Source organism: Blastococcus sp. SYSU D00695 (genome assembly GCF_054050555.1).
In genome coordinates this window covers 48,336-72,438 of sequence record NZ_JBJGZP010000017.1, presented here as the reverse complement: position 1 = coordinate 72,438, position 24,103 = coordinate 48,336, and the positions used below count along the sequence as shown (strand labels likewise).

Genomic DNA, 24,103 nt, shown 5'->3' with positions numbered 1-24,103 from the left:
GGGGCAGATGATGCGGGACCGTGTCGTTCGCGCGCACCGGTTGTCCACACGTTCGGGTGTGGACGGCCGGGCCGTTCCCTCCGGAGGGCTGACACACTGGCCCGCGACCCCGGATGAGAGACCGCCGATGCCCACACCGCGTTTCCTGACCCTCGCCGACGTGGCGGAGATCCTGAACGTCTCCTGGCGGCAGGTGTACGCGCTCGTGCGCCGCAAGGAGCTGATCGCCATCCAGATCGGCGGCCGCGGGCAGTGGCGCGTCGAGGTCGACGAGCTGGAGCGGTTCATCCAGCAGCGCTACGCCGAGGCCCGCTCCGGCGACGTCCCGGAGATCGAGCCCGACGCCGAGGAGACGCGGGCGGGAGCCGAGGGCTCCTAGTCCAGGCCCGGCGCCAGCCGGCGCACCGCGGCGACGGCGTCGAGCGCGATCGCGCGCACCGCCTGCACGGCCGCGCCCCGCCGCGGCTGGTCCGCCGCGTGCTCGGCGAGCTCCACGAAGTCCGCGCCCACCCGGTCGACGGTCCCGGTCAGCACCGCGGCGTCGTCGAGGAACACCTGCACGGGACTGCGGTCCCGGGCGACCCCGCGCAGCGCCCAGCGCAGGTCCAGCCGCGCGGCGACCGCGCCGCCGGGCGCCACGGCGGTCGACCGGTCCAGCCCCGCCACCGCGCGCACCGCGGGTTCGGCGACGAGCACCTCCCGGCCGGCGACGTCGGTCAGCAGCAGCCAGCCCCAGCCGACCTCCATCAGCCTCCCCCGCACCTCCCCCGCTCCCCGGCAGCGCAGGGCGACCTCGCGGCCGACCGCCCCGCCCAGCCGCTGGGCCAGGTGCACGGCACCGGTCTCCAGGCGTGCCCGTGAGGCGTCCTCCGCCCGCTCCGCCGCGACCTGCGCGGCCTCCCACTCCGCCTGCAGGTCGGCGAACAACCGCTGCCACCGCACGAGCCGGAGCGTACCTCCGTCCACATGGGTTGCATTTCTTGACGTTTGCTTGCTCTAGTGCACGTCGAGAGACGAGGAGGTCCCGATGTCACTGGTTCGACTGGCGGTCACGACCACGGCGATGGCGGTGGTCGTGGCGCTGCTGGCCCTGCTAACGCCGCCGTTCCCCGCCCCATCGGCGTTGGCCGACCCCCAGGCGCTCGTCGACGGCGCCGGTGCCGAGGCCCTCGTGCTGACCCTGGTGGCCGCGCTGGCCTGGCTCGCCTGGGGCTGGGGTGCGCTGGGGCTGCTGCTGGCCGCGCTGTCGGCCGCCCCGGGGCTGGTCGGAGCCGTCGCCCGCGGCCTGGCGCGCGTCCTGCTGCCCGCGAGTGCCCGCCGGGTCGCCGCCGTGGCGCTCGGGATCGGCCTGGGCGTGGGCGGGCCGGCCCTGTCCGCCTGCTCCGCGCCGGTCGATCCGGCCGGAGCCGTGCAGGCCCTCCCCGGCACCGCCCTGGTCCCCGACTGGCCGCCGGCGACAGCGGAGACCGCGGAGGAACCGGCCGCCCCGCCGGCCCCGGCCCCACCCCCGGCGCCACCGTCGTTCCCACCCCCGGCGCCGGCGCCGGCGGGAGGCGAGCACGTCGTCGTGCGCGGGGACACCCTGTGGGCCGTCGCCACCGCGGACCTACGGGCGCGGACCGGCACGGTGCCGGCCGGCGCGGACGTCGCCCGGGCCGTGGACGCGTGGTGGGCGGCGAACGCCGGGGTCATCGGGCCCGATCCCGACCTGCTGCTCCCCGGCCAGGTGCTGGCCGCCCCCACCACCCCCACCGCCCCGGCCAGCCCGACCGCCCCCGCCAGCCCCGCCCTCGCCGCAGGAAACGAGGCCCCGCGATGACCGCCCCGCCGTCCGTCGCCGCCGCACCGCAGACCCCGCGGACGTTCCGGCTGACCCTGGTCCCCACCCCGCAGCCGCCGGCGTGCGAGGAGCCGGTGCTGCCGCTCGTGCGGCACGGGGTCCTGCCGCCGCGGCCGGCGCACGTCCCGGGCCCCCGACCGCGCGAGGCCCACCGGCGGACGATGGACCTCGGTCCGGACTGGAGCTCCCGCACCGACCTGCCGGACCCCGCCGGCGCCGGGCGGCGGCTGTTCGTCACCGCGCTGGAGGGCCTGGCCGGGCTCCGCCCGCTCGCCCAGGTGCAGCGGCTGACGGCGCCCGGGCTGTACCTGGCGCTGACCCGGCGCCCCCGCCCCGGCTGGTGCTCCGGCGGCACCGCACCGGTGCTGCTCGGCAGGGTGCACGTGTGCGAGCCGGTGGACGGTGTCGCGGAGGTGAGCGCCGTGGCCCGCCGCGCGGGACGCGCGCACGCGGTCGCGGCGCGGCTCGAGGGCCTCGACGGCCGGTGGCGCTGCACTGCCCTGCAGATCGGTTGACCGGGGACAGGGCAGGGTCCCGGGCCCGCGAACGGCAGCGCCCCCGCCGGGACGGGGTCCGGCGGGGGCGCGTGTCGGGTGGTACGGCTACTTGGCCGCGCCGTGGCAGAACTTGTACTTCTTGCCCGAGCCGCAGGGGCACGGCGAGTTCCGGGACGGCTCCTTGGAGCCGGTGACCGTGGCGGTCTTCGCCGCCTTGGCCGCGCCGTTCTCCTTCGGGGAGGCGTCCAGGCTGGGGGCCGAGTAGGTCAGGTTCTCGGGCCGGCGCGGCTCGTCGAGGCCCTTGACCGCCAGCTGCGGGCCGGTCCCCGAGACGGGCGGCTCCTCGGCCTCCGCCGACGCGGTCGCCGCCGGAGCGGTCGTCGCCGGCCGGCCGGCGGGCTTCGCCGTCCTCTTGCCGGGGCCGGCACCCGCGCTCCGCCGCGCGGCCGGCGCCGCCTTGGCGGGCGTGGTCGCCGTCGACCTGCCCGGGGCGGTCCCGCCGGCGGGGGCCCCCGCCGGCGCGGTGCCGGCGCCCGACCCGTTGCCACCGGCTGCCGCGGCGGCCGCCTGCTGGCGGGCGAGCACCCGCGCCGTGCCCTCCTGGGCCGCGGCCAGGGCGCGCGCCTCGGCCTCGGCCTGCTTCGCGCGGGCCTCCTCGTCCTGCTGTTCCTTGGTCTTGACCTCGAGGTTGAACAGGAAGCCGACGGACTCCTCCTTGATGCCGTCGAGCATCGCGCTGAACATGTCGTAGCCCTCGCGCTGGTACTCCACGACCGGGTCGCGGTTGGCCATCGCGCGCAAGTGGATGCCGGCCCGCAGGTAGTCCATCTCGTAGAGGTGCTCGCGCCACTTGCGGTCCAGCACGCTGAGCAGCACCCGCCGCTCGAGCTCGCGCATGACCTCGGCACCGAGCGTGGACTCGCGCTCCTCGTAGGCGCGGTGCACGTCGGCGAGCAGCTCGTCCTTCAGCGTCTGGGCCGACAGCGCCGCCTGCTCGCCGTCGGCGACGCGGTCCAGCAGCTCCTGACGGTCCAGGCCCACCGGGTACAGCGCCTTGAGCCCGGTCCACAGCTGCTCGAGGTCCCAGTCCTCGGCGTAGCCGGTCTCCGTCGCGCCGTCGACGTAGGCGGCGATGACGTCGTCGACCATGGCGCGCACCTGCACGTGCAGGTCCTCGCCGTCGAGGACCTTGCGCCGCTCGTCGTAGATGACCGTGCGCTGCCGGTTGAGCACCTCGTCGTACTTGAGGACGTTCTTGCGGATCTCGAAGTTCTGCTGCTCGACCTGCGTCTGCGCCGACAGGATGGCCCGGCTGACCATCTTCGACTCGATCGGCTGGTCGTCGGGCACCCGCAGGGTGTTCATCATCGACTCGAGCATCGGTCCGTTGAACCGGCGCATCAGGTCGTCACCGAGGGAGAGGTAGAAGCGCGACTCCCCCGGGTCGCCCTGCCGGCCCGACCGGCCGCGCAGCTGGTTGTCGATGCGACGGCTCTCGTGCCGCTCGGTGCCCAGCACGTACAGCCCACCGGCCTCGGTGACCTGCTCGTGCTCCTCCTCGACCTGCTTCCGGGCTGCGGCCAGGGCGTCGTCCCAGGCGGCCTCGTACTCCTCCGGGGTCTCCGCCGGGCTCAGCCCCCGGGCGCGCAGGTCCTCGTCGGCGATGAAGTCGGGGCTGCCGCCGAGCTGGATGTCGGTGCCGCGGCCGGCCATGTTGGTGGCCACGGTGACCGCGCCCAGCCGCCCGGCCTGGGCGACGATCGTCGCCTCCCGGGCGTGGTTCTTGGCGTTGAGGACCTCGTGCGGGATGCCCTTGCGCAGCAGGTACTTCGCCAGCAGCTCGGACTTCTCGACGCTGGCCGTGCCGACGAGCACCGGCTGCCCGGCCTCGTGCCGCTCGGCGATGTCCTCCACGACGGCCTCGAGCTTGGCCTTCTCCGTCTTGTAGATGACGTCGGAGCGGTCCAGGCGGACCATCGGCCGGTTCGTCGGGATGGGGACGACGCCCAGGGAGTAGGTCTGGGAGAGCTCGGCCGCCTCGGTCTGGGCGGTGCCGGTCATCCCCGACAGCTTCTCGTAGAGGCGGAAGTAGTTCTGCAGCGTGATCGTGGCGAGGGTCTGGTTCTCGTCCTTGATCTGCACCTTCTCCTTGGCCTCGATGGCCTGGTGCATGCCCTCGTTGTAGCGCCGGCCCGACAGCACGCGGCCGGTGAACTCGTCGACGATGAGCACCTCGCCGTTGCTGACGATGTACTGCTGGTCGCGGTGGTAGAGCTCCTTGGCCTTCAGCGCGTTGTTCAGGTAGCTGATCAGCGGGGAGTTGACCGCCTCGTAGAGGTTCTCGATGCCCAGCTGGTCCTCGACGAACTCCACGCCCTCCTCGGTGACGGCGACCGTGCGCTTGGCCTCCTCCACCTCGTAGTGCTCGTCGCGCCGCATCATCGGCACGATGCGGGCGAACTCCTGGTACCACTTGCCGGCGCTCTCGGCCGGGCCGCTGATGATCAGCGGCGTGCGCGCCTCGTCGATGAGGATCGAGTCGACCTCGTCGACGATCGCGTAGTTGTGCCCGCGCTGGACCAGGTCGGCCTTGCTCCAGGCCATGTTGTCGCGCAGGTAGTCGAAGCCGAACTCGTTGTTCGTCCCGTACGTGATGTCGCAGGCGTACTGCTCGCGGCGGTGCGCCGGCCGCTCGCCGGAGAGGATCGTGCCCACCGACAGCCCGAGGAAGCGGTGCACCCGCCCCATCCACTCGGCGTCGCGCTTGGCCAGGTAGTCGTTGACCGTGATGACGTGCACGCCGTCGCCGGTCAGGGCGTTCAGGTAGGCGGGGAGGACGCCGGTCAGCGTCTTGCCCTCACCGGTGCGCATCTCGGCGATGTTGCCCAGGTGCAGCGCGGCGCCGCCCATGATCTGCACGCGGAAGTGGCGCTGGCCCAGCGTGCGGGTCGCGGCCTCCCGGACGACGGCGAACGCCTCGGGGAGCAGCTGGTCGAGGGTCTCCCCGTCGGCGTGGCGCTCCTTGAACTCGTCCGTCTTCGCGCGCAGCTCCGCGTCGGTGAGGTCGGCGACGTCATCGGCGAGGGACTCCACCGCGTCGGCGATCCGGTTCAGTCGCCGCAGGATCTTGCCCTCGCCGGCACGGAGGATTCGAGAGAACACCACGGGCCCAGGGTAGGCGGCCCGCCTGGATGGACGGGGACGAGCGCGCATACCCTCCGCCGGTGGCTTCCGACCCGCGCACCCTGGGCCCCGACACGCTCACCTTCCTCACCGAGCGGCACCTGGCGACCCTGACCACGCTGCGCGCGGACGGCACCCCGCACGTCGTCCCCGTCGGGGTCACCTTCGACCCGGGGACGGCGACCGCGCGGGTGATCACCTCCGGCGCGTCGGCCAAGGCCCGGCACGTGCGGGAGGGGCAGGCCCGGGTGGCGGTCTGCCAGGTGGACGGCCGGCGCTGGCTCACCCTGGAGGGGACGGCGGTCGTGCGGGACGACGCCGCCGCCGTCGCCGACGCGGTCGGGCGCTACGCGCGCCGGTACAAGCAGCCGCGGGAGAACCCGGCGCGGGTCGTCATCGAGATCTCGGTCGACCGGGTCCTCGGCAACGCCTGACCATGGCCGGGTGATCCCCGACGAGATGGACCTCAGCGGCGTCGACCTGACCACCGAGGTGGTCCGCACCGATCGCCTGGTGCTGCGGCCGCACCGGCCGGACGACGCGGACGCCGTGTTCGCCGCCTGCCAGGACCCCGACATCCAGCACTGGTGGAAGGACCCCCGTGCCCCCCGACCCTCGCAGGCTCGGGCCGGGCCCCTGCACGAGGGCCGGGCGCCCGCCGAGCGGGCCGAGGGCCGCGGGATGCCCGTCGCCGTCGAGACCGGCGGCGTCCTGGTCGGCTCGGCCGGCGTGCACTTCCGCGGCGGCCGGCTGGGCCCGGAGATCGGCTACTGGCTCGCGCCGCAGGCGCGGGGGAACGGCTACGCCGCCGAGGTGGCGCACGCGCTGGCCGAGTGGGCCCTCGGGCTGGGGGCGCCGCGGGTCCACCTGGTGGTCGACGTCGCCAACAGCGCCTCGCAGGTCACCGCGGAGCGGGCCGGGTTCCGGCGGGAGGGCGTGGTGCGCGCGTGCCTCGCGGGCCGCTCCGGTGTCCGGTCGGACGCCGTCCTGTTCGGGCGGGTCCCGGGCGACTGACGCGGGCGGGGTCGCGCCCACCGGCGCGAGCCCGACGACGGCGGGGCCGCCCGGGGACGGGTCACGTCCCCGGGCGACCCCGCCGTGGGATCAGACCGGGGCCGCCACCTTCTCGGCGGGTGCGGAGTCGCGCGCGGCGACACCGTCCAGGGGCACGTCGACCAGCCGGATGAGGCCGTAGTCGTAGGCGTGCCGGCGGTAGACGACCGTCGGCTGCCCGGTGTCGGCGCACTGGAACAGGAAGAAGTCGTGGCCGACCAGTTCCATCTCGTGGAGGGCCTGGTCGACGGTCATCGGCACGGCCGGGTGGTGTTTCTCCCGGACGACGTGCCCGGGCAGGTGCTCGGCGACGTCGGTGACGAGCGGCTCGCCGTCGAACCGAGCGTCCAGCTCCGAGGGGGCCGGCGACGGGCCGGCCAGGGGGGCGAGCGGCTCGCCGGCGCCGCCGGCGACCCGCACGCTGTCGGGGGTGCGCCGGCCGTGGTGCACGCGGCGGCGGTCGGCCGCCCGGCGCAGCCGGTTCTCCAGCTTGGTGCAGGCCAGGTCCAGCGCCCCGTAGAAGTCGGGCGCGCTCGCCTCGGCCCGCACGACGGGGCCCTTGCCGCGGAGGGTGATCTCCACCCGCTGGCAGTTGGCGGACTGGCGTGGGTTCTTCTCGTGGAACAGCTCCACGTCCATGCGGAGCATCTTGAGCTTGCCGTCGAAGCGGTCGAGCGACCCCACCTTGTCCTCGACGTGCTGGCGGTAGTGTTCCGGCACTTCGACGTTCCGGCCACGGACAACGATCTCCATGAGACCTCCCGGTAGTACGGGTGTGTGTCCGGTTGAACGCTAGTCGTCCGTCAGGTGTCCCGACAGTCGATCAGCACGTCCGCGAGGACCTCGCCGACCGGTACCGCGGGGTCCGCGCAGGTGGGCCCGCGACGCCGCCCGCGGGGGGACGTCGGGGCGTCGCGGCCACGACCGCGGCCAGCACCGGCGTGTCGTCCCCGCGTGTCGGCGCCAGCGCGGCAGCGGCCTCGGTGAGCGTGGCGCCGCTGGTCACGACGTCGTCGACCACGACCAGCAGCGTCCCCGCGGGCACCGCCGCCCCGGGCCGGGCGACCACCGTGCCGGCGAGGTTCGCGCGCCGCTGGGCGGCCGACAGGCCCGCCGAGTCCGCGACCCTGCCGGCGCGGCGCAGCAGCCGCCCGGCGGCCGCCGGCACACCGGCGGTCCGCAGCTCGGTGACGGCGGCGCGGGCCAGCTCGGCCACGTGGTCGCGGCCCCGCGCCCGCAGCGCCGCCCGGGACGCCGGCAGCGGCACCAGCAGCACGGGGGTGGCGGGGCCGGCCGCCGGGACACCGGCGCGGACCGCCGCGACCGCCAGCGCGAGCGCCGTCCCGAGCGGGCGGGCGAGCTCCGCGCGGCCGTGCTCCTTGAAGGCGTTCACAGCCGGGCGCACCGGGCCGGTGTAGGCCGCCGCGGCCACCGTCGGCGGGAACCCCGCGGGGAAGCGCCGCGGCTGCGCCAGGTGCGGCCGGGTGAAGCACGCGGCGCACCCCCGGCACAGCAGCACGCCGGGCACCCCGCAGCCCGCGCAGACCCGCGGCAGCACCAGGTCGGCCAGCGCGGCCACCGCGGCGCCGACGACCTCCCCGGTGGCGCGCACGACCCACCCTGCACGGCCGCGGCGCCCGCGGGGTCTCGGCGGGCCGGACTGTGGACGGCCCGGTCAGGCGGGGAAGAAGGGCTCGGTGCCCGGCAGCGGCTGCTGGCCGCGCAGCAGCGTCACCCACGTGCCGCCGGACAGCTGCCACATCGTGCCGCCCGCGCTGACCAGCGGCTGCTGGCCGGGCGCGGCGGCGACCGTGGTCGGCTGCCCCGGCAGCCCCGCCGTCGTCACCGGGTTCAGGCCCCAGCCGTCGACCCCGACCGTGTAGGGGGTGACGCCGTCCTCGGGGCCACCGGCAGCGAGCACCAGCAGCCGGTCCGCGGCGCTCCACGCCACGTCGCTGACGCCGGTCAGCGCCGGCGCGAGCAGACGCAGGTCGCGCAGGGTCACCGGGCTGTCGGGCTGGCGGACGACCGTGCCGACGTACAGCCGGGCCCCCTCGACGACCACCGCCGCGCGCACGCCGTCGGGCGACAGCTGCAGCGCCGACACCCGGCCGACGGTCGCCAGCGTCGGCGCGTTGACGATCTGCGGCGTGGCGTCGGCCGGGACCCGCACCACGGTGCTGCCGTCGCGGACGGTCCAGAACTCGCTGCGGGTGGCCGCCACCGTGGGCACGGTGAGCTGCTCGCCGGTGAGCACCGGGGCCAGGTCACCGCCGTAGCGGCCGGCGAGCAGGGTCGCGCGGGAGTCGCGGACGGCGACGCCGACCATGGAGGCGAGCTCCCCCGTGCGCGGGTCGGCGGAGATCGCGGCGGACTGCAGGCCCAGGGCGGGGTCCCCGGCCGGCCCGGGCGCCGCCGATCCGTCGGTGAGCCGCAGCCCCCCGCCGTCGAGGTAGTGCCCGACCGTGCCCACCGGCGCCGCCTCCGGGTCGAAGGCCGACCAGTCGTCGACGGACTGCCGCGCGGGCACTCCGTCGAGGACGAGGGGCTCGCCGTCGGACAGCAGCTCCACCGACGGCCCGCCGGGCAGCTGGCTCAGCGTCCAGACCAGCTGGGCGCACAGCGCGGACAGCTCGGGCGGGGCGAGGTCCCCGATGCCGGTGAGGTCGACCGTGACCGACTGCCCGGAGACGGTGACCGCCCGCACCAGGTCGGCCCCGGCGAGCAGGTTCCCCACGCCGTCGACCAGCCCCGGGGACGGGCCCGAGATGAGCCGGTCGACCAGCGCCGTCGGCTGGGCCTCGCCCTGGATGAGGTAGCGCGGGTCGGGCACCACGCGCTGCCGTGTCGGGTCGACGAAGTACACCGCCCGCGCGTCGTAGAGCCGGGTGAAGTCCTGCTGCGCCATGAGCAGGCCGTCGGGCGGGTTGGTGATCCGCCACTCGCCGCGGACCAGCTCGAGCGAGAAGTCGACGCCCACCCGCTGGCTGGCGTCGACGGTGAACACCCCGCGCGGGTCGACCGCACCCACCCGGTCGGCGGTGACGGTCACCCCGGCGCTGGTGGTGACGGTGGCGTAGTCGCCGCCGATGACGGTGATGCCGGTGTCGTCCTGCCACGACTCGGCGGCCGCGTCGGCCAGGTACAGGCGGGCAACCGGGTGGTTGCGGGCGGTGCTCGCCGCGGCGTCGATGAAGCCACGGACGACGTCCTCCGGCGTCGCCCCCTCCTCCGGCTCGAGGGGTTCGATGCCGACGATCTCGGGCGCGCGGGCCGGCTCCTGGGTGATCTGCACGGTCGGGGAGCTCGACGGCACCGTCGAGCAGCCGGCCACCGCGAGCAGAAGCGCCGCGGCCACCGCACCGGCGGCGCGGGTCACGGGATGCCCCCGGGGCGGCGGACGATCGCCGGGCGCAGCGGCAGCGGGGAGGCGGTCAGCTCCTCTCCCGCGGTGACCGGCAGGGTGAGGCGGAACTGCGCGCCCAGACCCGGTGACCCCCAGACCTGCAGCCAGCCGCCGTGCAGACGGGCGTCCTCCAGGCTGATGGACAGGCCCAGGCCGCTGCCGCCGACGGTCCGCACCCGCGAGGGGTCGGCCCGCCAGAAGCGGTCGAACACGTGCTGCGCCTCGGCGGGGGTGAGCCCGACGCCGTGGTCGCGGACGGTCAGCGCGACCGCGTGCCGGTTCGCCGCCCAGGTGATGTCGACCGGCCGGCCGCTGCCGTGCTCGACGGCGTTGCCGACGAGGTTGCGCAGGATGCGCTGCACCCGCCGCGCGTCGACCTCGGCGATCACCGGCTGCTGGGGCCCGCTGACCCGCAGCGCGCAGTCGTGCATGGCCGCGAGCGCGGACATGTCGGCCGCGACCCGGCCGATGAGCGCACCGATGTCGGTCGGCTCGCTCTCCAGCACCGCGGCACCGGCGTCGTACCGGCTGATCTCGAGCAGGTCGGTGAGCAGCGACTCGAACCGGTCGAGCTCGGCGTGCAGCAGCTCCGCGGACCTGGCCACGTGCGGCGGGAAGTCGCCGCGGGACTCGTGCAGCACCTCCGCGGCCATCTGCACCGTCGTCAACGGCGTGCGCAGCTCGTGGCTGACGTCGGAGGTGAACCGCTGCTGCAGCTGCGACAGCCCCTCCAGCTGGGTGATCTGCCGCTGCAGGCTGTCGGCCATCGCGTTGAAGCTGGTGGCCAGCCGGGCGAGGTCGTCCTCCCCCCGGACGGCCATGCGCTCCTCCAGCTGCCCCTCGGCCAGCCGCTGGGCGGTGCCCGCGGCCCGCCGCACGGGGTCGACCACGAGCCGGGTGACCAGCACGCCGATCCCCACGACGAAGAGGGTGAGCGCGATCCCGCTGATGACGACGGTGCTGCGGATCCGCGACAGGCTCTCCTCCTCCTGGTCGAGGGGGAACGCGTAGTAGAGCTCGATCCGCTCGTCCCCGGTCGGGTCGACGGATACGGGGGCGCCGATGAGCAGCGTCGGCTGCGGGTCGCCGTCCGGGCCGGGCACCGGTGCGTACTGGGAGAACTGGCCGCCGGAGTCCACCCCGGCCCGCAGCTGCCCGGGCAGCGCGGAGACGACGTCGCGGCGGCCGGCGGGCAGTTCCCGCCCGCCGCTGCGGTGGATCATGACGACGTCGAAGTCCCCCGCCGACCCGGCCCGGCTCTTGAGCCCCTGCACGGTGCGCTCCAGCGTGGCCCGCACGCTGGCCGCGTCACCGGTGGCGATGCCGGCCATCTCGTCGCGGGCGTAGGACACCCCCGCCTGCGCCTGGTCGACGGCGGCGTCGCGCTTGACCGACAGCAGCTGGTCGCGGATCTGGCTGAAGAGCACGAGGCTGACGATCACCACGACGGTGCCGGCCACGACCATCGTGATGGCGCCGATCCGGACGTGCAGCGACGAGCGCCAGGCGGAGGCGGCGGTGGTGGCCAGCCGGTGCGCGGTGCGCCGGGTGCCGGCGGCGCGAACCCGCACCCGGGCCGCCGCGTCCAGGCCGTGCCGGCCGGACGGGTCGGCGCCGCCGGGTGGGACGGCGCCGCCCGGCGGGACAGGACCACCCGGCGGGACAGGGCCGCCCGGCGGGACAGGGCCGCCCGGCGGGACGGACCCGTCGGGACGGGGCGGCTGCCCCGCGGACGGTGCGGGCGCGGCCGGAGCCGCCGCCGGCACGGGCCGCGCGGTCACCGGACCCCGGCCCCACCGGTGCCGTGAGCCGCGGACGGCCCGCCGGGGCCTCCGCCCGCCGGCTGCGCACCGCGGCGGCACCCGGTCACGGCGGGCCGGCCTTGTAGCCCACGCCGCGCACCGTCAGCACGATCTCGGGCCGCTCGGGGTCGCGCTCGATCTTGGCCCGCAGCCGCTGCACGTGGACGTTGACCAGGCGGGTGTCGGCGGCGTGCCGGTAGCCCCACACCTGCTCCAGCAGCAGCTCGCGGGTGAACACCTGCCGCGGCTTGCGGGCCAGCGCCACCAGGAGGTCGAACTCGAGGGGGGTGAGCGCGATCGGCACGCCGTCGCGGGTGACCTGGTGGGCGGGGACGTCGATCGAGATGTCCCCGATGGCGAGGCTCTCGGCCTGGCCGGTCTCCCCGCGGCGCAGCTGCGCCCGGACACGCGCGACGAGCTCCACCGGCTTGAACGGCTTGGTGACGTAGTCGTCGGCGCCGGCCTCCAGCCCCTGGACGACGTCGATCGTGTCGCCCTTGGCGGTCAGCATCACGATCGGGACGCTGGACTGGGTGCGGATGTCCTGGCAGATCTGCAGGCCGTTGCGGCCGGGCAGCATCAGGTCGAGCAGGACGATGTCGGGCCGGGTCTGCTGGAACGCGCCCACCGCCCGGTTCCCGTCGGAGACGAAGGCCGGCTCGTAGCCCTCGCGCCGCAGGACGATGCCGAGCATCTCGGCGAGGGCGGCGTCGTCGTCGACGACGAGGACGCGGCCACGGCTGGGCCCGGTCGAGGGTGCGGTGGATGCCACGGGCCCATTCTGCGCTGTTCACCGCCCCGAACGGCGACACCCGCCCGGGCGACCGCCCGGGCGGGTGTCGCAACGCGCGCCCCAGCCGGGTACGCGCCCAGCCGTCGGGTGTCGCAACGCATCACCCGACCGGGCGCGCACCCGGCCGTCGGCCCCCTCGCAGGGCCCCGCCGCGAGCTCGCGAGTGGCGGGGCCCTGCGAGGGTCCTTCCTCAGTAGCGGTAGTGGTCGCTCTTGTAGGGGCCCTCGACGGGGACGCCGATGTAGTCGGCCTGCACCTTGGTGAGCTCGGTGAGCTTCACGCCGAGCGCGTCCAGGTGCAGCCGGGCCACGTGCTCGTCGAGCTTCTTGGGCAGGACGGTGACGGTCGGCGCCTGGCCCTCGTACGCGGCGCGGTTGTCCCACAGCTCGATCTGGGCGAGCACCTGGTTGGAGAACGACGCGCTCATCACGAAGCTGGGGTGCCCGGTGGCGTTGCCCAGGTTCAGCAGCCGGCCCTCGGAGAGCACGATGATCGTGTGGCCGTCGGCGAACCGCCACTCGTCGACCTGCGGCTTGATCGTCGTCCGCACCACGCCCGGCGTGCGGGCGAGACCGGCCATGTCGATCTCGTTGTCGAAGTGCCCGATGTTACCGATGATCGCCTGGTGCTTGGTGGCGGCCAGCTGCTCGGCCGTGATGATGTCCTTGTTGCCGGTGGCCGTGATGATGATGTCGGCCTTGCCGATGACCTCGTCCAGCGTGGTCACCTCGTAGCCGTGCATCGCCGCCTGCAGGGCGTTGATCGGGTCGATCTCGGTGACGATCACGCGGGCGCCCTGGCCGCGCAGCGACTCCGCGCAGCCCTTGCCGACGTCGCCGTAGCCGCAGACGACGGCGACCTTGCCGCCGATCATCACGTCGGTGGCCCGGTTGATGCCGTCGATCAGCGAGTGCCGGCAGCCGTAGAGGTTGTCGAACTTGCTCTTGGTGACCGAGTCGTTGACGTTGATCGCCGGGAACAGCAGCCGGTCGTCGCGGGCCAGCTCGTAGAGCCGCATGACACCGGTGGTGGTCTCCTCGGTGACGCCCTTGATGCCCTGGCCGATGCGGGTCCAGTAGCCGCCGTCCTCGGCGATCGTGCCGCGCAGGACGTCGAGGATGACGCCGTACTCCTCGGAGTCGGCCCCGGTGGTGTCGGGGACGGCGCCGTCGGCCTCGAAGCGGGTGCCCAGGTGCACCAGCAGGGTGGCGTCGCCGCCGTCGTCGAGCAGCATGTTCGGGCCGACCACCGCGCCGGTCTCGTCGCGGAACTCGAACAGGCGCTGCGTGCACCACCAGTACTCGGGCAGCGTCTCGCCCTTCCAGGCGAAGACGGGCACGCCGGTGGGCGCCTCGGGGGTGCCGTCGCCGACCACGATGGCGGCGGCGGCGTGGTCCTGGGTGGAGAAGATGTTGCAGCTGACCCAGCGCACGTCGGCGCCGAGCGCGACCAGCGTCTCGATGAGGACGGCGGTCTGCACGGTCATGTGCAGCGAGCCGGCGATGCGCGCGCCGGCCAGCGGCTGGGCGTCGCCGTACTCGGCGCGCAGCGCCATCAGGCCGGGCATCTCGTGCTCGGCGAGGGAGATCTCCTTGCGGCCAAAGCCGGCGAGGGCGAGGTCGGCGACCTTGAAGTCACCGTCGGACAGGACAGCGGTGCCGGAAGGGGCAGTCATGTCGCTCCAGGGATGAGGCCCGCGGCGGCCTGCGCGGCGGGTCCAGGTGTGGGGAGAAGCGAGCATGCCGAGGCCTCGGCGGGGCTCGTACCTCGTCGGAGTCTACGCGAGATCCGCCGCCCGCCCGGGGTCCAGGACCCGGATCGCGACCTGCTCGTCCTCCTGGGTGTAGGCCAGGTACTCGGCGCGGGCACCGGTCCGGGCGAGCCACTCCTGCCAGGCGCGGTACTCGTGCTGCTGCCACCCGGGGAAGTTGAAGAACTCGTCGAAGACGACCACCGACCCCGGCCGCAGCCGGGGACCCACGAGGTCCAGGACCGTGACCGCCGAGGAGTAGAGGTCCCCGTCGACGTGCAGGAACGCGACCGGTCCGGGGTGCTCGGCGAGGAAACCGGGCAGCGTCTCGTCGAACCAGCCGACGACGAGCTCGGCGCCCGGGACGTCCGGCAGCCCGTCGACGGCGAACGTGCCCTGCCGCACGTGCGGCCGGTAGTCCTCGGGCAGGCCCGCGAAGGAGTCGAACCCGTACACCTCCTTGCCCGGCCGGCCGTCGGTGATCACCCGCAGGGACCGGCCCTGGAACACCCCGAACTCCAGCGCCATGCCCTCGTCCGGTGCGACCTCCAGGCCGTGGCGCAGGGTCGTCAGGGCGTCGTGGAAGACCCGGGCGGTGGGCATCTCCCGCAGCTGGAACTCGCATGACGACGCCGCCGCCGCCCGCTCCCCGGCGGCCAGGACGTCCCGCCGGGCCCGGAACTCCGCGCCGAGGACCTCGCCGATGACCCGGTCGGCCTCCGCGCGGACGACGTCGGCCATCCGTGCCTCCAGCCGGCTGACCACCGCCCGCGCCACGGGGCGGGCCAGCCGCTGCCACACCGGCAGGCGCGCCCCGGCGCCGGTCTGCTCGCTCATCTGCGCACGCCTCTCCCCGGGCCGCTGCCCGTGCCGGCTACCTGGTCATGAACAGCCGCGCCCAGTTCTCCCTGCTCGTCAGCTCCGGCAGGCGGCGCCGGTACTCCTCCCGGACGGCATGCCCCTCCCTGGCCAGCCGCAGCAGCACCGCGCCGCCGTGGCGAGCCAGCTGGAGCATGAGGTCGCGGTCGCGCCGCCGGACGCGCACGCCCGCCTGCGAGGGGTCGGTCACGACGGCCGTCTCGAACAGCGAGACGTGCCACCAGGCGGCGTCGGCGGTGGGGACGGCGGCCGCGCCGAGGTGCCGGCCACGCAGGTGCCACAGGACGCGCTTGGCGAGGACGGCCCGCGGCATCGACGGCGTCCCGCCCCGGGCCCGGCGCAGCCGGTCGCCGGTGGCCACCCCGGGCACGGCGACGGCCGGGTGGTTGACGGTCTCGGGGTGCTCGCTCCACTGGCGGCGCACGGCCGCCGCCACCTCGGCACCGCCGTCGCGCAGCACGTCGGGGCCCTGCAGGAAGTCCTCGACCGCGCGGATGAGGAGGGCCGCGAGCCCGTAGCGCATCGTCAGGAGGTAGGTCCCCAGCTCGCGGACGAGGTGGTCCAGGATGCGCCGCCGGTCGAACCCGGTGTGCAGGGCGCTGGTGATCAGCGCGTTCCGGAAGCTGAAGTACCGCGACCAGTCGTCCCAGTTCTTCCAGCTGAAGTCCGCGTGCCAGACCCCGGCCCCCGGGAGGGTCACGGTCGGGTACCCCGCCGCGCGGGCGCGCAGCCCGTACTCGATGTCGTCCCACTGGAAGAACAGCGGCAGCGGGTAGCCGACGGCCTCGACGACCTCGGAGGGGATCAGGCAGGTCCACCAGGCGTTGTAGTCGGCGTCGACCCGGATCTCCTGGCGTTCGCTGGTCACGTCGGCGTCGGTGAGCGCGTCCTCGACCGGCTGGCCGGCCCGCAGGATCCCCAGGTCGGCGGTCTCGGCGCCGACGTGCAGGCGGTCGGGGTGCAGCAGGGTCAGCATCTGACCGCCGACCACCACCGGCTCGTCGGCCCGGTCGGCCAGCGCCCGCAGCCGGACGACGGTGTCGGGCTCGAGCCGGATGTCGTCGTCCATCAGCAGCAGGTTGACCCGGTCGGCGGTCTCGTTGCGGATCGCCTCGTAGATGCCCCGCGTGAAGCCGCCGACGCCGCCGAGGTTGGGCTGGCGCACGTAGCGCAGCGCCGGTCCCAGGGAGTCGCGCAGCGGGCCGAAGCCGGGCCGGGAGGCCAGCGTGTCGCTGCCCTGGTCGACGACGTGGACGGCCGTCAGCTCCGACACCACCTCCGCGTCGGCGGCGAGCGTGCTCAACGTTGTGAGGCAGTCGTCGGCGCGGTTGTAGGTGCACAGGACGACCGCCGTGGCCCGCCGGGGGCGGGTGTGGGTCACCGACCAGCGCACCTGCTCCACGGTCAGCGTCCCGGCCCGCGTCTCCAGCTCCAGCCACATCGCCCCGCCGTCGACGAACCGGTCGAGGGGCAGGCCGAGCTCGACCGGCTCGGCGTGCCCGTCGTGCACGGCGTGGCCGGCCACGTGCCGGGTCTGGCCCCGGCTGTCCGAGGCCATCACCCGGACCAGCCCGGTCCCGCTGACGACGGCCCGCAGGTCCACCGTCCGGGCCGACGTCCACCGCTGCCAGTAGGACGCCGGGAACCGGCCGAAGTAGGTGTTGGTCGTCGCGAGGGAGTACGGCAGCACGGTGAGGCGCGGGCGCTCCTGGTCCAGGGCGCCACGCGTCACCTGGCAGTAGAGCTCGTCCGGGGCCTCTGGCGTGGGTCCGGCGAAGAAGGTCCGCTGGGCGAGGATGCGGCCCGGCCCGTCGACCGCCCGGGACACCGGCTCGACCCCGACGTCCGACCGGGTGTGCAGCACCATGAGCGGATCGATCCCCCAATCGCGCGTGTCCCCCACCGGCCGGAGTTGCCGGAACGCTAGTCCCGGCAGGCCCGGCGAACGGGACGGACGCCGTCCGGGGCGGAGATGACCTCGGGTCGCTACCGTGCGCGAGAACGGCGCGACCGCCTGTCGCCGTCCCGGGGCGGGACCGGCGCCTCAGCGCCTCGCCGGGGCGGCCACGGCGAACAGGCTCACCCCGGGCAGCGAGCCCAGCGGCAGCACCCGCTCCAGGGCGACCACCCCGCGGAGCCCCGCGTTGACCGGTCCCGGGAGCGCGGTCAGGTCGCTGCCGGTGCTGTGCCGGCGCCGGAGCACGGCGAGGGGGCGCAGCAGCACGTTCCACGACCACAGGCGCTGGACGTCGAGCCCGGCCCCGGTCAGGAGCGCGTCCAGGCTCTGGGGCGTGTACCGGCGCAGGTGGCCCACGGCGTCGTCGTGGGCGGACCACAGCCGCGGGTCGGCGGGCACCGCGACGACGAGGACCCCGTCCGGGCGCAGCACGCGGCGCAGCTCGGCGGCGGCCCGGGCGTCGTCGGCCAGGTGCTCCAGCACGTCGAGCGCGAGGACGGCCCCCAGCGACCCGGTCCGCACCGGGAGGTCGTGCGCGTCGGCCCGGCTGACCGGCAGGCCCCGCGACCGGGCCAGGTCCGCGCCCGTCCCGGAGTACTCGAGGGCGACCGCGCGCCAGCCGAGCGACTGCAGCACGTGGGTGTTGCCCCCGGCGGCCGCACCGATGTCGGCCGCCCAGCCGCCGGTGCGCCGGTGCCGCAGCACCCGCCGGAGGACGGTCCGCCGCTCCGCGTACCACCAGTGCCGGCGTTCCAGCCGGGCGAGCTTGCCGATCTCAGCCGGGTCCACGGCGGACCTCCTCGTCGTCCGGGCGGGCGTGGCCGGACCGGTGGTCGACCCGGTACAGCGGGCGGTGCTGCACCTCGACGTAGATGCGTCCGACGTAGGCACCGAGCACGCCCAGGCAGAGCAGCTGCACCGCGGCGAGGAACAGGACGGCGACGGAGACCGACGCCCAGCCGGGAACGGTCCGCCCGAGCAGGAAGGCGATGACGACGACGACCGCACCGGACAGCGCGACCACGGCCGCCGACGCGCCGATCGTCGTGGCCAGCTGCAGCGGTGAGGTCGAGAACGAGGACAGGCCGCTCCACGCGAGCCCGACCATCTTGCGCAGCGGGTACTTGGTGGCGCCCGCGGCCCGCGTCTCCCGCCGGTGCTCGACCACGGCGCTGGGGAACCCCAGCCACGGGATCAGCAGGCGGTAGACCCGGTGCCGCTCGGGCAGCATGCGCAGCGCCAGCACCACCCGCCGGGAGAGCAGCCGGAAGTCGCCCACGTTGTCGGGCAGCTCGACGCCGGCGCTGCGGCGCATGACGTCGTAGTAGGCCGCGGCCGTCCAGCGCTTGAAGCGGGAGTCCGTGGTCCGGTCCGAGCGCCGGGCGTAGACGACGTCGACGCCCTCGGACACCGCGCGCTCCAGCAGCACCGGGATGAGCTCGGGCGGGTCCTGCAGGTCGGCGTCCATCGTGACGACGTAGTCGCCGTGGGCGTGGTCCAGCCCGGCGGTGAGCGCCATCTGGTGACCGACGTTGGTCGCCAGCAGGACCGGGCGCAGCTGCGGCCAGGAGGCGGCCATCCGCTGCAGCGCCCGGCCGGTGCCGTCGCGCGAGCCGTCGTCGACCATGACGACCTCGTAGGACTCCCCGAGGCCGTCGAGCACCGGGTGCAGCCGCGCCTCCAGCAGCGGCAGGACCTCGGCCTCGTCGTAGCAGGGCACGACGACCGTGAGGCGCGGACGCGTGCGCGAGCGGGGGCGCGGATGCGGTCGGGGGCGCGGTCCGCCGGCGTCGGGCTGGCGGAGGTCCGACGCCATGCCCGGACTGTAACGCCGCGCAGCGCTCCCCGACCCGTCGTGCGCCGGCCCCGCGCCCGGCCGGCACGGGCGCGGTAGCGTCCGGGCTCGTCCGGTGGCGCTCGCCGGCACCACGACTGCGGGGGACGCATGCCCAGCCCTCCTCGCCCCGTGCGGGACGCCGGGGCGGTGCCGCCCGACGAGCAGGGCGAGCCGTCCGGAGCGCCCCGGGGCCGGAACTGGCCGGCGGTCGTGTGGTCCACGGTCCTGGTGGCCGGCGTCTTCACGCTCCTGTTCCTCCGCAACCACCGCTTCGCCTACATCGACGACCGGCAGGCCGACGGCGTGGCGAAGCTCGTCGACATGGGCCGCGTCCTGGAGTCCGGCGAGTGGCCCTGGCTCAGCACGCAGCTGGTCAACAGCGGCGGGTACGCCGTCGAGTACCAGAACGGCGTCTTCAACCCGGTGAACCTCGCCTTCGGCGTGCTGATGGGGCACCTCGACGACGCCGCGCTGGGCTCGTACCTGCAGCTGCTGTTCCACCTCGCGGTCCTGGCCGCGGCGGCGGCATGGCTGGGCCGGTCGCTCGGCCTGACCACGCCGTGGGCCGTGGCGTTCGCGGTCTCCGTCGGGCTGGGCCCCTACACGCTCTTCTGGAGCGGGGCCTGGTACCAGGTGGTCGTCTCCTTCTCCTGGCTGGTGCTCGCGGTCGCCGCCGCGGTCGCCTTCCACCTAGGCGGGCGGCGGCGGCACGGCTGGTCGCTGCTCGTGGCGACGTACCTGTGCAACCAGAGCGGGTGGCCGCTGGCCCTCGTCGCGCTCGGGCTCTTCGTCGTCGTGCTGGTGGCGGCCCGCCTGCTCACCCGGGCGGACCGGGGGCGGACCGCGTGGCTGGCCGCCTGGTACGGCGGCGGGGTCCTCACCTCGCTGATCGGGCTGTACCCCCTGCTGGTGTCGTTCCGGTTCGCGTCCCGCAGCTCGTCGGTCAGCAACGGCACCAACGCCAACGTGGCGCCGCTGGAGGGCCTGCTGCACGCCGCCGACCCGGCGTACCACGGCTGGTTCGTCAACTTCGACGGCTACGGCCTGCAGGACCTGCCGCACTTCTACGTGGCCTGGTTCGTGCTGCCGGTGCTGGTGTTCTGGCGCCCCGGTCCGGGGCTGCGGCAGCCGCACGTCCGCGCGCTGCTCGTGACCGCCGCGGGCATGCTGGCGGTCACGGCTCTGGCGGCGCTGGGGCCGGAGCGGGTCCTGGTCTTCCGCTTCCCCACCCGCTTCCTGCAGTACTCCGGCTTGTTCCTGCTGATGGTCGTGGCCCTGCTGGTCGGGCACGGCCGGTTCTCCCTCTCCCGCCGGCGGGTGGCCGTGCTCGCCGGGCTGATCGGCGTCCAGGTGCTGACCGCCGTGCAGGCCGACCCGGCGGGCGTGGTCCGCGTCGTCGGGCTGAACGCCGGGGTCGCCGCGCTGTGCCTGGCGATGCTCGTCCCGCTCGTCGCCGACCCGGCCCGCCGGCCCCGGCTCCCCCGCCGGCTCCCCGCGGCCCGGGCCTCGGGTTGCGCGGTGGCCGCGGGGACCGTGCTGGTCATGGTGGTGCTCGCCTGGCAGAACCCGATCGGGCGTGGCTCCGACTGGGGGTTCCCGCACGACCTGACGACGGTCGAGACGCTGAGCCAGCGCGACTACACGCTCTGGTTCGGCGGCTACGCCCCCGTCGCGGACGCCGACGAGCTGCCCTCGCCGGCCGACGCCGTCGCCGGCTACTACGCCGAGTACCACCCCTCCTCGACGGGCCTGCTGGTGGGCGACCGGCAGGTCAACGGCTACAGCCCCCTCGGCCACCGGTACCTGCGCGCCCACCTGCCCATCGACGACCACGGGAACTTCGACGCGGCCGACGGTGCGCGGCTGTTCACCGCGGTGGACCCGGCGACCGGACGGAGCTGGCTCGAGCTCCTGCGCGTCGACCAGGTCGTCGCCCCGCTCGGCGCGTACGACGAGGCCCTGCGGCGCGAGCTCGACGCCTCGTGGCGCCGCGCCGAGGTCGGTCGGTACACCGCCACCTACCGCCGCGTCGAGCCCTACCGGCTGCCCGGTCTCGTGTCGTCCCTGGCGCCGGGGGTGGCGGTGGACCCCGAGGAGAGCTGCCCCCGCCGGCACTCGCGGGAGTGCGTCCCGGTCCGCAACGGCGGGGACGACGCGGGCCGCGTGGTGTTCGCCCGGCTGTGGTTCCCGGGCTACTCGGCGACCCTCGACGGGGAGCCGCTCGACGTGGTGGCCCACGACGGGACGCTGGTCGCCGTCGACCTGCCCCCGGGCGCCGAGGGCGGGCTGGTGCTCTCCTACCGCTCGCCCGGCTTCGTCCCCCTCGCGGCGCTGGCCGTCGCCACGGTCGTCGGCCTGGCGGCCGTCCCCGCGGTGCAGCGCGTGCGCCGGCGCCGCGCCGGGCGCGCGGGGGCCGGCCCGGCGCTCCCGGCCTGAGCACGGGAGGACCCGTCAGCCCCCGGCGTCGGGGGCCCGCACGTGCGCGGTCAGCACCCAGCGGGACAGCAGGAAGGTGACCGGGAGGGCGGCCAGCGCGGCGAGCAGCGGGGCCACCCGGCGGTCGACCCCCGCCCACTCCACGAGGACGACGACGCCCAGCGTGGTCAGGAGGTAGCTGGTCGCGTTGGTGAGCGGGAAGAGCGCGAACTTGCGCCACGTCGGCCGCGTCCGGAAGGTCCAGTAGCAGCTCAGGAAGAACGAGCACACCATCGCGACGGCCAGCGCCAGCACCGTGGCGGCGACGTAGTGCAGGACGGACTGCAGCAGCAGGTAGACGCCGTAGTAGACGCCGGTGTTGACGGCTCCGACGACGACGAACCGTCCGATCGTGCGCCGCATCGGCCGCCGCGCACCCCCCTCGCTCCGACCGGCCGCGCACCGGCCGGCTGCCGCCCAGGGTGCCGCCTCGGGCGGTGGCGTGCAGCAGGCGCCGCTCCCGGCGGCGGTCAGGACTCGCAGCCCACCCCGTCGCCGTCCCCGTCGAACGCCGGGTCGTAGCCGGGCTCCCCGCGCCGGATCGGCGCCGCGCCGGCGGCCCGCACGGCCGCGCAGTCGGCGTAGGAGACGGGCGCGCCGGGCGACGGGGAGGGCGCGCCCGCCGCGGGCAGCGGCTCGTCGGGGCAGCCGGCCAGCACCCCGGTGGCGGCGTCGCGCTCGGCGGCGGTCACCCACAGGTCGTACTCGAGCTTCACCGCGACCTGGCGCGCCACGTAGGCGCAGCGGTAGGAGCGGTCGGGCGGCAGCCAGGTCGCGGCGTCGCCGTCGCCCTTCTGCTGGTTGAGCGGGCCGTCGACGGCGAGCAGGTTCAGCGGGTCGTTGGCGAAGGCGGTGCGGGTGGCGGCGTCCCAGCCCTGGGCGCCCTTCTGCCAGGCGTCCGACAGCGCGACGACGTGGTCGATCTGCACGTCGTCGCTGGTGTCCTGGCCGCGGCGGAAGGCGATGGTGCGTCCCGAGTAGGGGTCGGCGAGGGTGCCGGAGACCACGACGCAGTCGCGGGTGCCGGGCCGGAACGTCACGTCGGCGAGGTCGCGGGCGAGGACGTCGTCGCGGGTGTCGCAGCCGTTGCGGTCGGTGTCGACCCAGCCCGCGCCGAACCGGTCGCGGTCGTAGCCGGTGGTCGGTGCGCGACCGCGGACGTCGAGCTCGCCGAGCGCGGCCAGCGCGGTGTCCGGGCGCGCCCCGGAGATGGCGGCGTCCACGGACCCGGCGCCGTCGGAGGCCAGGGCGTCGCAGCCGGCGAGGACGGTGACCGCCAGCAGGGCGAGCGCGGGGCCCAGCGGCCCCAGGGTGCGCACGGCGCGGACCTCCTGGCGGTGCGGCGGTGCCGGACCGGTCGACGCTACGTCCGCGGGCGTCGCCTCCCGCGCAGACACGCGGGGGCCGGCCCGGGCGGGGTCAGCGGAGCGCGGTGGTGGTCCGGTAGAGGACGGCGGGGCCGCGCGCGGTGACCGGCTCGCCGGCCGGCACGAACGCGGACTGGCCGCGGCGCAGGGCCAGCTCGCCGTCCGCCCCGGCCAGCACGGCCTCGCCCTCGGTGCACAGCAGCACCTGCGGGCCGGCGGTGGTCAGGCTGCCGGCGTGCTCGTCGAGCTGGCAGCGGGTGAGGTCGAAGTCGTCGACCGGCACCGGGTAGCGCAGGCCGCCGGGGCCGAGCACCGGGTGGACCACCGGCACCTTGCCGTCGGTGAAGTCGAGCACCTCGATGAGCGCGGACAGGTCGACGTGCTTGGCGGTCAGGCCGCCGCGCAGCACGTTGTCCGAGCTCGCCATGACCTCCACGCCGGCGCCGCTCAGGTAGGCGTGCAGGTTGCCGGCGGGCAGGAACACCGCCTCGCCGGGGGCCAGCTTGAGGTGGTTGCACAGCAGCGAGATGACGACGCCGGCATCGCCCGGGTAGGCCTCGGCGAGCCGGGTCGCCCAGCGGTAGGTGTTGATGAACTCCGGGTCGGCGGCGGCCACGAAGTCCTGGGCGCGCTGCGCCACGACCTCCACCAGGTGGCTGCGCCGCTTGCCCGACAGGGCGATGAGCTGCGGGATCGCCCCACGCAGGCCGCCGCGGGCCAGCGCCGCGATGGTGGGCATCAGCTCGGGCAGCTGCAGCTTGGCCAGGCAGTGCAGCGACTCCTCGACGGGCCGGAACCCGCAGAGGGCCTCGAACGGCGTCAGGGCCAGCAGCAGCTCCGGCTTGTGCCACGGGTCCCTGAAGGTGCGCGCCGGGTCACCCGCGGGCACCCCCGCGGCCTCCTCCGCCGCGAACCCGACCCGCGCCTGCACCATCGAGGGGTGTGCCTGCAGGGACAGCGGCGCGTCCGCGGCGAGCACCTTCATGAGGAAGGGCAGCCGGTCGCCGAAGTGCGCGCGGACGGTGGGCCCGAGCAGCCGGTCGGGGTCGGCGGCGATGGCCTGGTCCAGCGGCGTGCCGTCGGGCAGGACGCTCGGGTCGTCCGGGTGACCGCCCATCCACAGCTCGGCGTACGGCTGCTCGGCCGGGGTGGGGTGCCCCAGCAGCTCCGGGATGACCGTCCGCGACCCCCAGGGGTAGTGACGCACGGCGTTCGTCATCTGCCACATCGCCGCCGAGGCTACTGATCGGTCGTCGTCCGCGGG

The 24,103-nt window shown here is 75.3% G+C and carries 21 protein-coding genes; 6 read left to right on the top strand and 15 right to left on the bottom strand.

What is annotated here, in order from left to right; genetic code table 11:
• Positions 1–127 precede the first annotated feature (127 nt).
• The gene (locus ACI781_RS12815; RefSeq protein ID WP_456566489.1) at positions 128–379 is read left to right on the top strand and encodes a helix-turn-helix domain-containing protein; all 252 of its coding nucleotides are present in this window, start codon (positions 128–130) and stop codon (positions 377–379) included.
• Here the strand turns inward: ACI781_RS12815 and ACI781_RS12810 are convergent.
• On the bottom strand, positions 376–942 hold the full coding sequence (locus tag ACI781_RS12810; protein WP_456566488.1) for a hypothetical protein: 567 nt from the start codon (positions 940–942) through the stop codon (positions 376–378). The genes ACI781_RS12815 and ACI781_RS12810 overlap by 4 nt on opposite strands.
• Before the next feature lie 85 nt (positions 943–1,027).
• Here ACI781_RS12810 and ACI781_RS12805 point away from each other — a divergent pair, with 85 nt between their 5' ends.
• Together ACI781_RS12805 and ACI781_RS12800 are read left to right on the top strand one after the other, a co-directional pair.
• Entirely contained in the window at positions 1,028–1,819 is a 792-nt protein-coding gene (locus tag ACI781_RS12805; RefSeq protein ID WP_456566487.1) for a LysM peptidoglycan-binding domain-containing protein, read from the top strand.
• Positions 1,816–2,355, top strand: coding sequence for an Rv3235 family protein (locus ACI781_RS12800; RefSeq protein ID WP_456566486.1), 540 nt, complete (start codon positions 1,816–1,818; stop codon positions 2,353–2,355). Before ACI781_RS12805 ends, ACI781_RS12800 begins: the two co-directional genes overlap by 4 nt.
• An 87-nt stretch (positions 2,356–2,442) precedes the next feature.
• On the opposite strand, the gene secA is transcribed toward ACI781_RS12800, so the two are convergent.
• Positions 2,443–5,502, bottom strand: a complete 3,060-nt coding sequence (gene secA, locus ACI781_RS12795) for a preprotein translocase subunit SecA (RefSeq protein ID WP_456566485.1) — start codon at positions 5,500–5,502, stop codon at positions 2,443–2,445.
• Positions 5,503–5,561: 59 nt separating this feature from the next.
• Here secA and ACI781_RS12790 point away from each other — a divergent pair, with 59 nt between their 5' ends.
• Together ACI781_RS12790 and ACI781_RS12785 are read left to right on the top strand one after the other, a co-directional pair.
• Positions 5,562–5,954, top strand: a complete 393-nt coding sequence (locus tag ACI781_RS12790; RefSeq protein ID WP_456566484.1) for a TIGR03618 family F420-dependent PPOX class oxidoreductase — start codon at positions 5,562–5,564, stop codon at positions 5,952–5,954.
• 10 nt (positions 5,955–5,964) lie between these two features.
• Complete coding sequence (locus tag ACI781_RS12785; protein WP_456566483.1) at positions 5,965–6,534, top strand: GNAT family N-acetyltransferase; 570 nt, start codon at positions 5,965–5,967, stop codon at positions 6,532–6,534.
• Positions 6,535–6,624: 90 nt separating this feature from the next.
• Here ACI781_RS12785 and hpf read toward each other — a convergent pair whose 3' ends face one another.
• The 10 genes from hpf to ACI781_RS12735 all read right to left on the bottom strand — a co-directional run bounded on the left by hpf (position 6,625) and on the right by ACI781_RS12735 (position 18,976).
• Entirely contained in the window at positions 6,625–7,326 is a 702-nt protein-coding gene (gene hpf / locus ACI781_RS12780; RefSeq protein WP_456566482.1) for a ribosome hibernation-promoting factor, HPF/YfiA family, read from the bottom strand.
• Positions 7,327–7,396: 70 nt separating this feature from the next.
• Positions 7,397–8,185, bottom strand: coding sequence for a ComF family protein (locus ACI781_RS12775; RefSeq protein WP_456566481.1), 789 nt, complete (start codon positions 8,183–8,185; stop codon positions 7,397–7,399).
• Positions 8,186–8,248: 63 nt separating this feature from the next.
• Positions 8,249–9,952 (bottom strand): LpqB family beta-propeller domain-containing protein, encoded by a 1,704-nt coding sequence (locus tag ACI781_RS12770; protein ID WP_456566480.1) that lies wholly within the window; start codon positions 9,950–9,952, stop codon positions 8,249–8,251.
• A complete protein-coding gene (gene mtrB / locus ACI781_RS12765; RefSeq protein WP_456566479.1) occupies positions 9,949–11,550 on the bottom strand; it encodes an MtrAB system histidine kinase MtrB in 1,602 nt (533 codons plus the stop codon). Before mtrB ends, ACI781_RS12770 begins: the two co-directional genes overlap by 4 nt.
• Positions 11,551–11,845: 295 nt before the next feature.
• Positions 11,846–12,553 (bottom strand): MtrAB system response regulator MtrA, encoded by a 708-nt coding sequence (gene mtrA, locus ACI781_RS12760; RefSeq protein WP_456566478.1) that lies wholly within the window; start codon positions 12,551–12,553, stop codon positions 11,846–11,848.
• Between the two features lie 211 nt (positions 12,554–12,764).
• Entirely contained in the window at positions 12,765–14,249 is a 1,485-nt protein-coding gene (ahcY, locus tag ACI781_RS12755) for an adenosylhomocysteinase (protein ID WP_456566477.1), read from the bottom strand.
• Between the two features lie 102 nt (positions 14,250–14,351).
• Entirely contained in the window at positions 14,352–15,161 is an 810-nt protein-coding gene (locus ACI781_RS12750; protein WP_456566476.1) for a class I SAM-dependent methyltransferase, read from the bottom strand.
• Positions 15,162–15,198: 37 nt separating this feature from the next.
• Positions 15,199–17,070: a glycosyltransferase gene (locus ACI781_RS12745; protein WP_456566475.1), complete on the bottom strand. Its 1,872-nt coding sequence runs from the start codon at positions 17,068–17,070 to the stop codon at positions 15,199–15,201.
• A gap of 177 nt (positions 17,071–17,247) precedes the next feature.
• Positions 17,248–17,949 (bottom strand): class I SAM-dependent methyltransferase, encoded by a 702-nt coding sequence (locus ACI781_RS12740; protein ID WP_456566474.1) that lies wholly within the window; start codon positions 17,947–17,949, stop codon positions 17,248–17,250.
• Positions 17,936–18,976, bottom strand: coding sequence for a glycosyltransferase family 2 protein (locus tag ACI781_RS12735; RefSeq protein ID WP_456566473.1), 1,041 nt, complete (start codon positions 18,974–18,976; stop codon positions 17,936–17,938). The genes ACI781_RS12740 and ACI781_RS12735 overlap by 14 nt, the downstream gene beginning before the upstream one ends.
• A gap of 129 nt (positions 18,977–19,105) precedes the next feature.
• On the opposite strand from ACI781_RS12735, the gene ACI781_RS12730 reads away from it, so the two are divergent.
• Positions 19,106–21,433 carry a hypothetical protein gene (locus tag ACI781_RS12730; protein ID WP_456566472.1) on the top strand — a complete coding sequence of 776 codons (2,328 nt, stop codon included), beginning with the start codon at positions 19,106–19,108 and terminating at the stop codon, positions 21,431–21,433.
• 15 nt (positions 21,434–21,448) lie between these two features.
• On the opposite strand, the gene ACI781_RS12725 is transcribed toward ACI781_RS12730, so the two are convergent.
• The 3 genes from ACI781_RS12725 to manA all read right to left on the bottom strand — a co-directional run bounded on the left by ACI781_RS12725 (position 21,449) and on the right by manA (position 24,067).
• Positions 21,449–21,835: a GtrA family protein gene (locus ACI781_RS12725; RefSeq protein ID WP_456566471.1), complete on the bottom strand. Its 387-nt coding sequence runs from the start codon at positions 21,833–21,835 to the stop codon at positions 21,449–21,451.
• Positions 21,836–21,942: 107 nt separating this feature from the next.
• The gene (locus tag ACI781_RS12720) at positions 21,943–22,791 is read right to left on the bottom strand and encodes a GmrSD restriction endonuclease domain-containing protein (RefSeq protein WP_456566470.1); all 849 of its coding nucleotides are present in this window, start codon (positions 22,789–22,791) and stop codon (positions 21,943–21,945) included.
• A gap of 100 nt (positions 22,792–22,891) precedes the next feature.
• A complete protein-coding gene (manA, locus tag ACI781_RS12715) occupies positions 22,892–24,067 on the bottom strand; it encodes a mannose-6-phosphate isomerase, class I (RefSeq protein WP_456566469.1) in 1,176 nt (391 codons plus the stop codon).
• Positions 24,068–24,103: the final 36 nt, after the last annotated feature.

Bases quoted from the DNA above. Each gene is read 5' to 3' on its own strand.
- ACI781_RS12815 (WP_456566489.1), top strand. From the start codon at position 128: ATGCCCACACCGCGTTTCCTGACCCTCGCCGACGTGGCGGAGATCCTG.
- ACI781_RS12805 (WP_456566487.1), top strand. From the start codon at position 1,028: ATGTCACTGGTTCGACTGGCGGTCACGACCACGGCGATGGCGGTGGTC.
- ACI781_RS12800 (WP_456566486.1), top strand. From the start codon at position 1,816: ATGACCGCCCCGCCGTCCGTCGCCGCCGCACCGCAGACCCCGCGGACG.
- hpf (WP_456566482.1), bottom strand. From the start codon at position 7,326: ATGGAGATCGTTGTCCGTGGCCGGAACGTCGAAGTGCCGGAACACTAC.
- ahcY (WP_456566477.1), bottom strand. From the start codon at position 14,249: ATGACTGCCCCTTCCGGCACCGCTGTCCTGTCCGACGGTGACTTCAAG.
- ACI781_RS12750 (WP_456566476.1), bottom strand. From the start codon at position 15,161: ATGAGCGAGCAGACCGGCGCCGGGGCGCGCCTGCCGGTGTGGCAGCGG.
- ACI781_RS12745 (WP_456566475.1), bottom strand. From the start codon at position 17,070: ATGGTGCTGCACACCCGGTCGGACGTCGGGGTCGAGCCGGTGTCCCGG.
- ACI781_RS12735 (WP_456566473.1), bottom strand. From the start codon at position 18,976: ATGGCGTCGGACCTCCGCCAGCCCGACGCCGGCGGACCGCGCCCCCGA.
- ACI781_RS12730 (WP_456566472.1), top strand. From the start codon at position 19,106: ATGCCCAGCCCTCCTCGCCCCGTGCGGGACGCCGGGGCGGTGCCGCCC.
- ACI781_RS12725 (WP_456566471.1), bottom strand. From the start codon at position 21,835: ATGCGGCGCACGATCGGACGGTTCGTCGTCGTCGGAGCCGTCAACACC.
- manA (WP_456566469.1), bottom strand. From the start codon at position 24,067: ATGTGGCAGATGACGAACGCCGTGCGTCACTACCCCTGGGGGTCGCGG.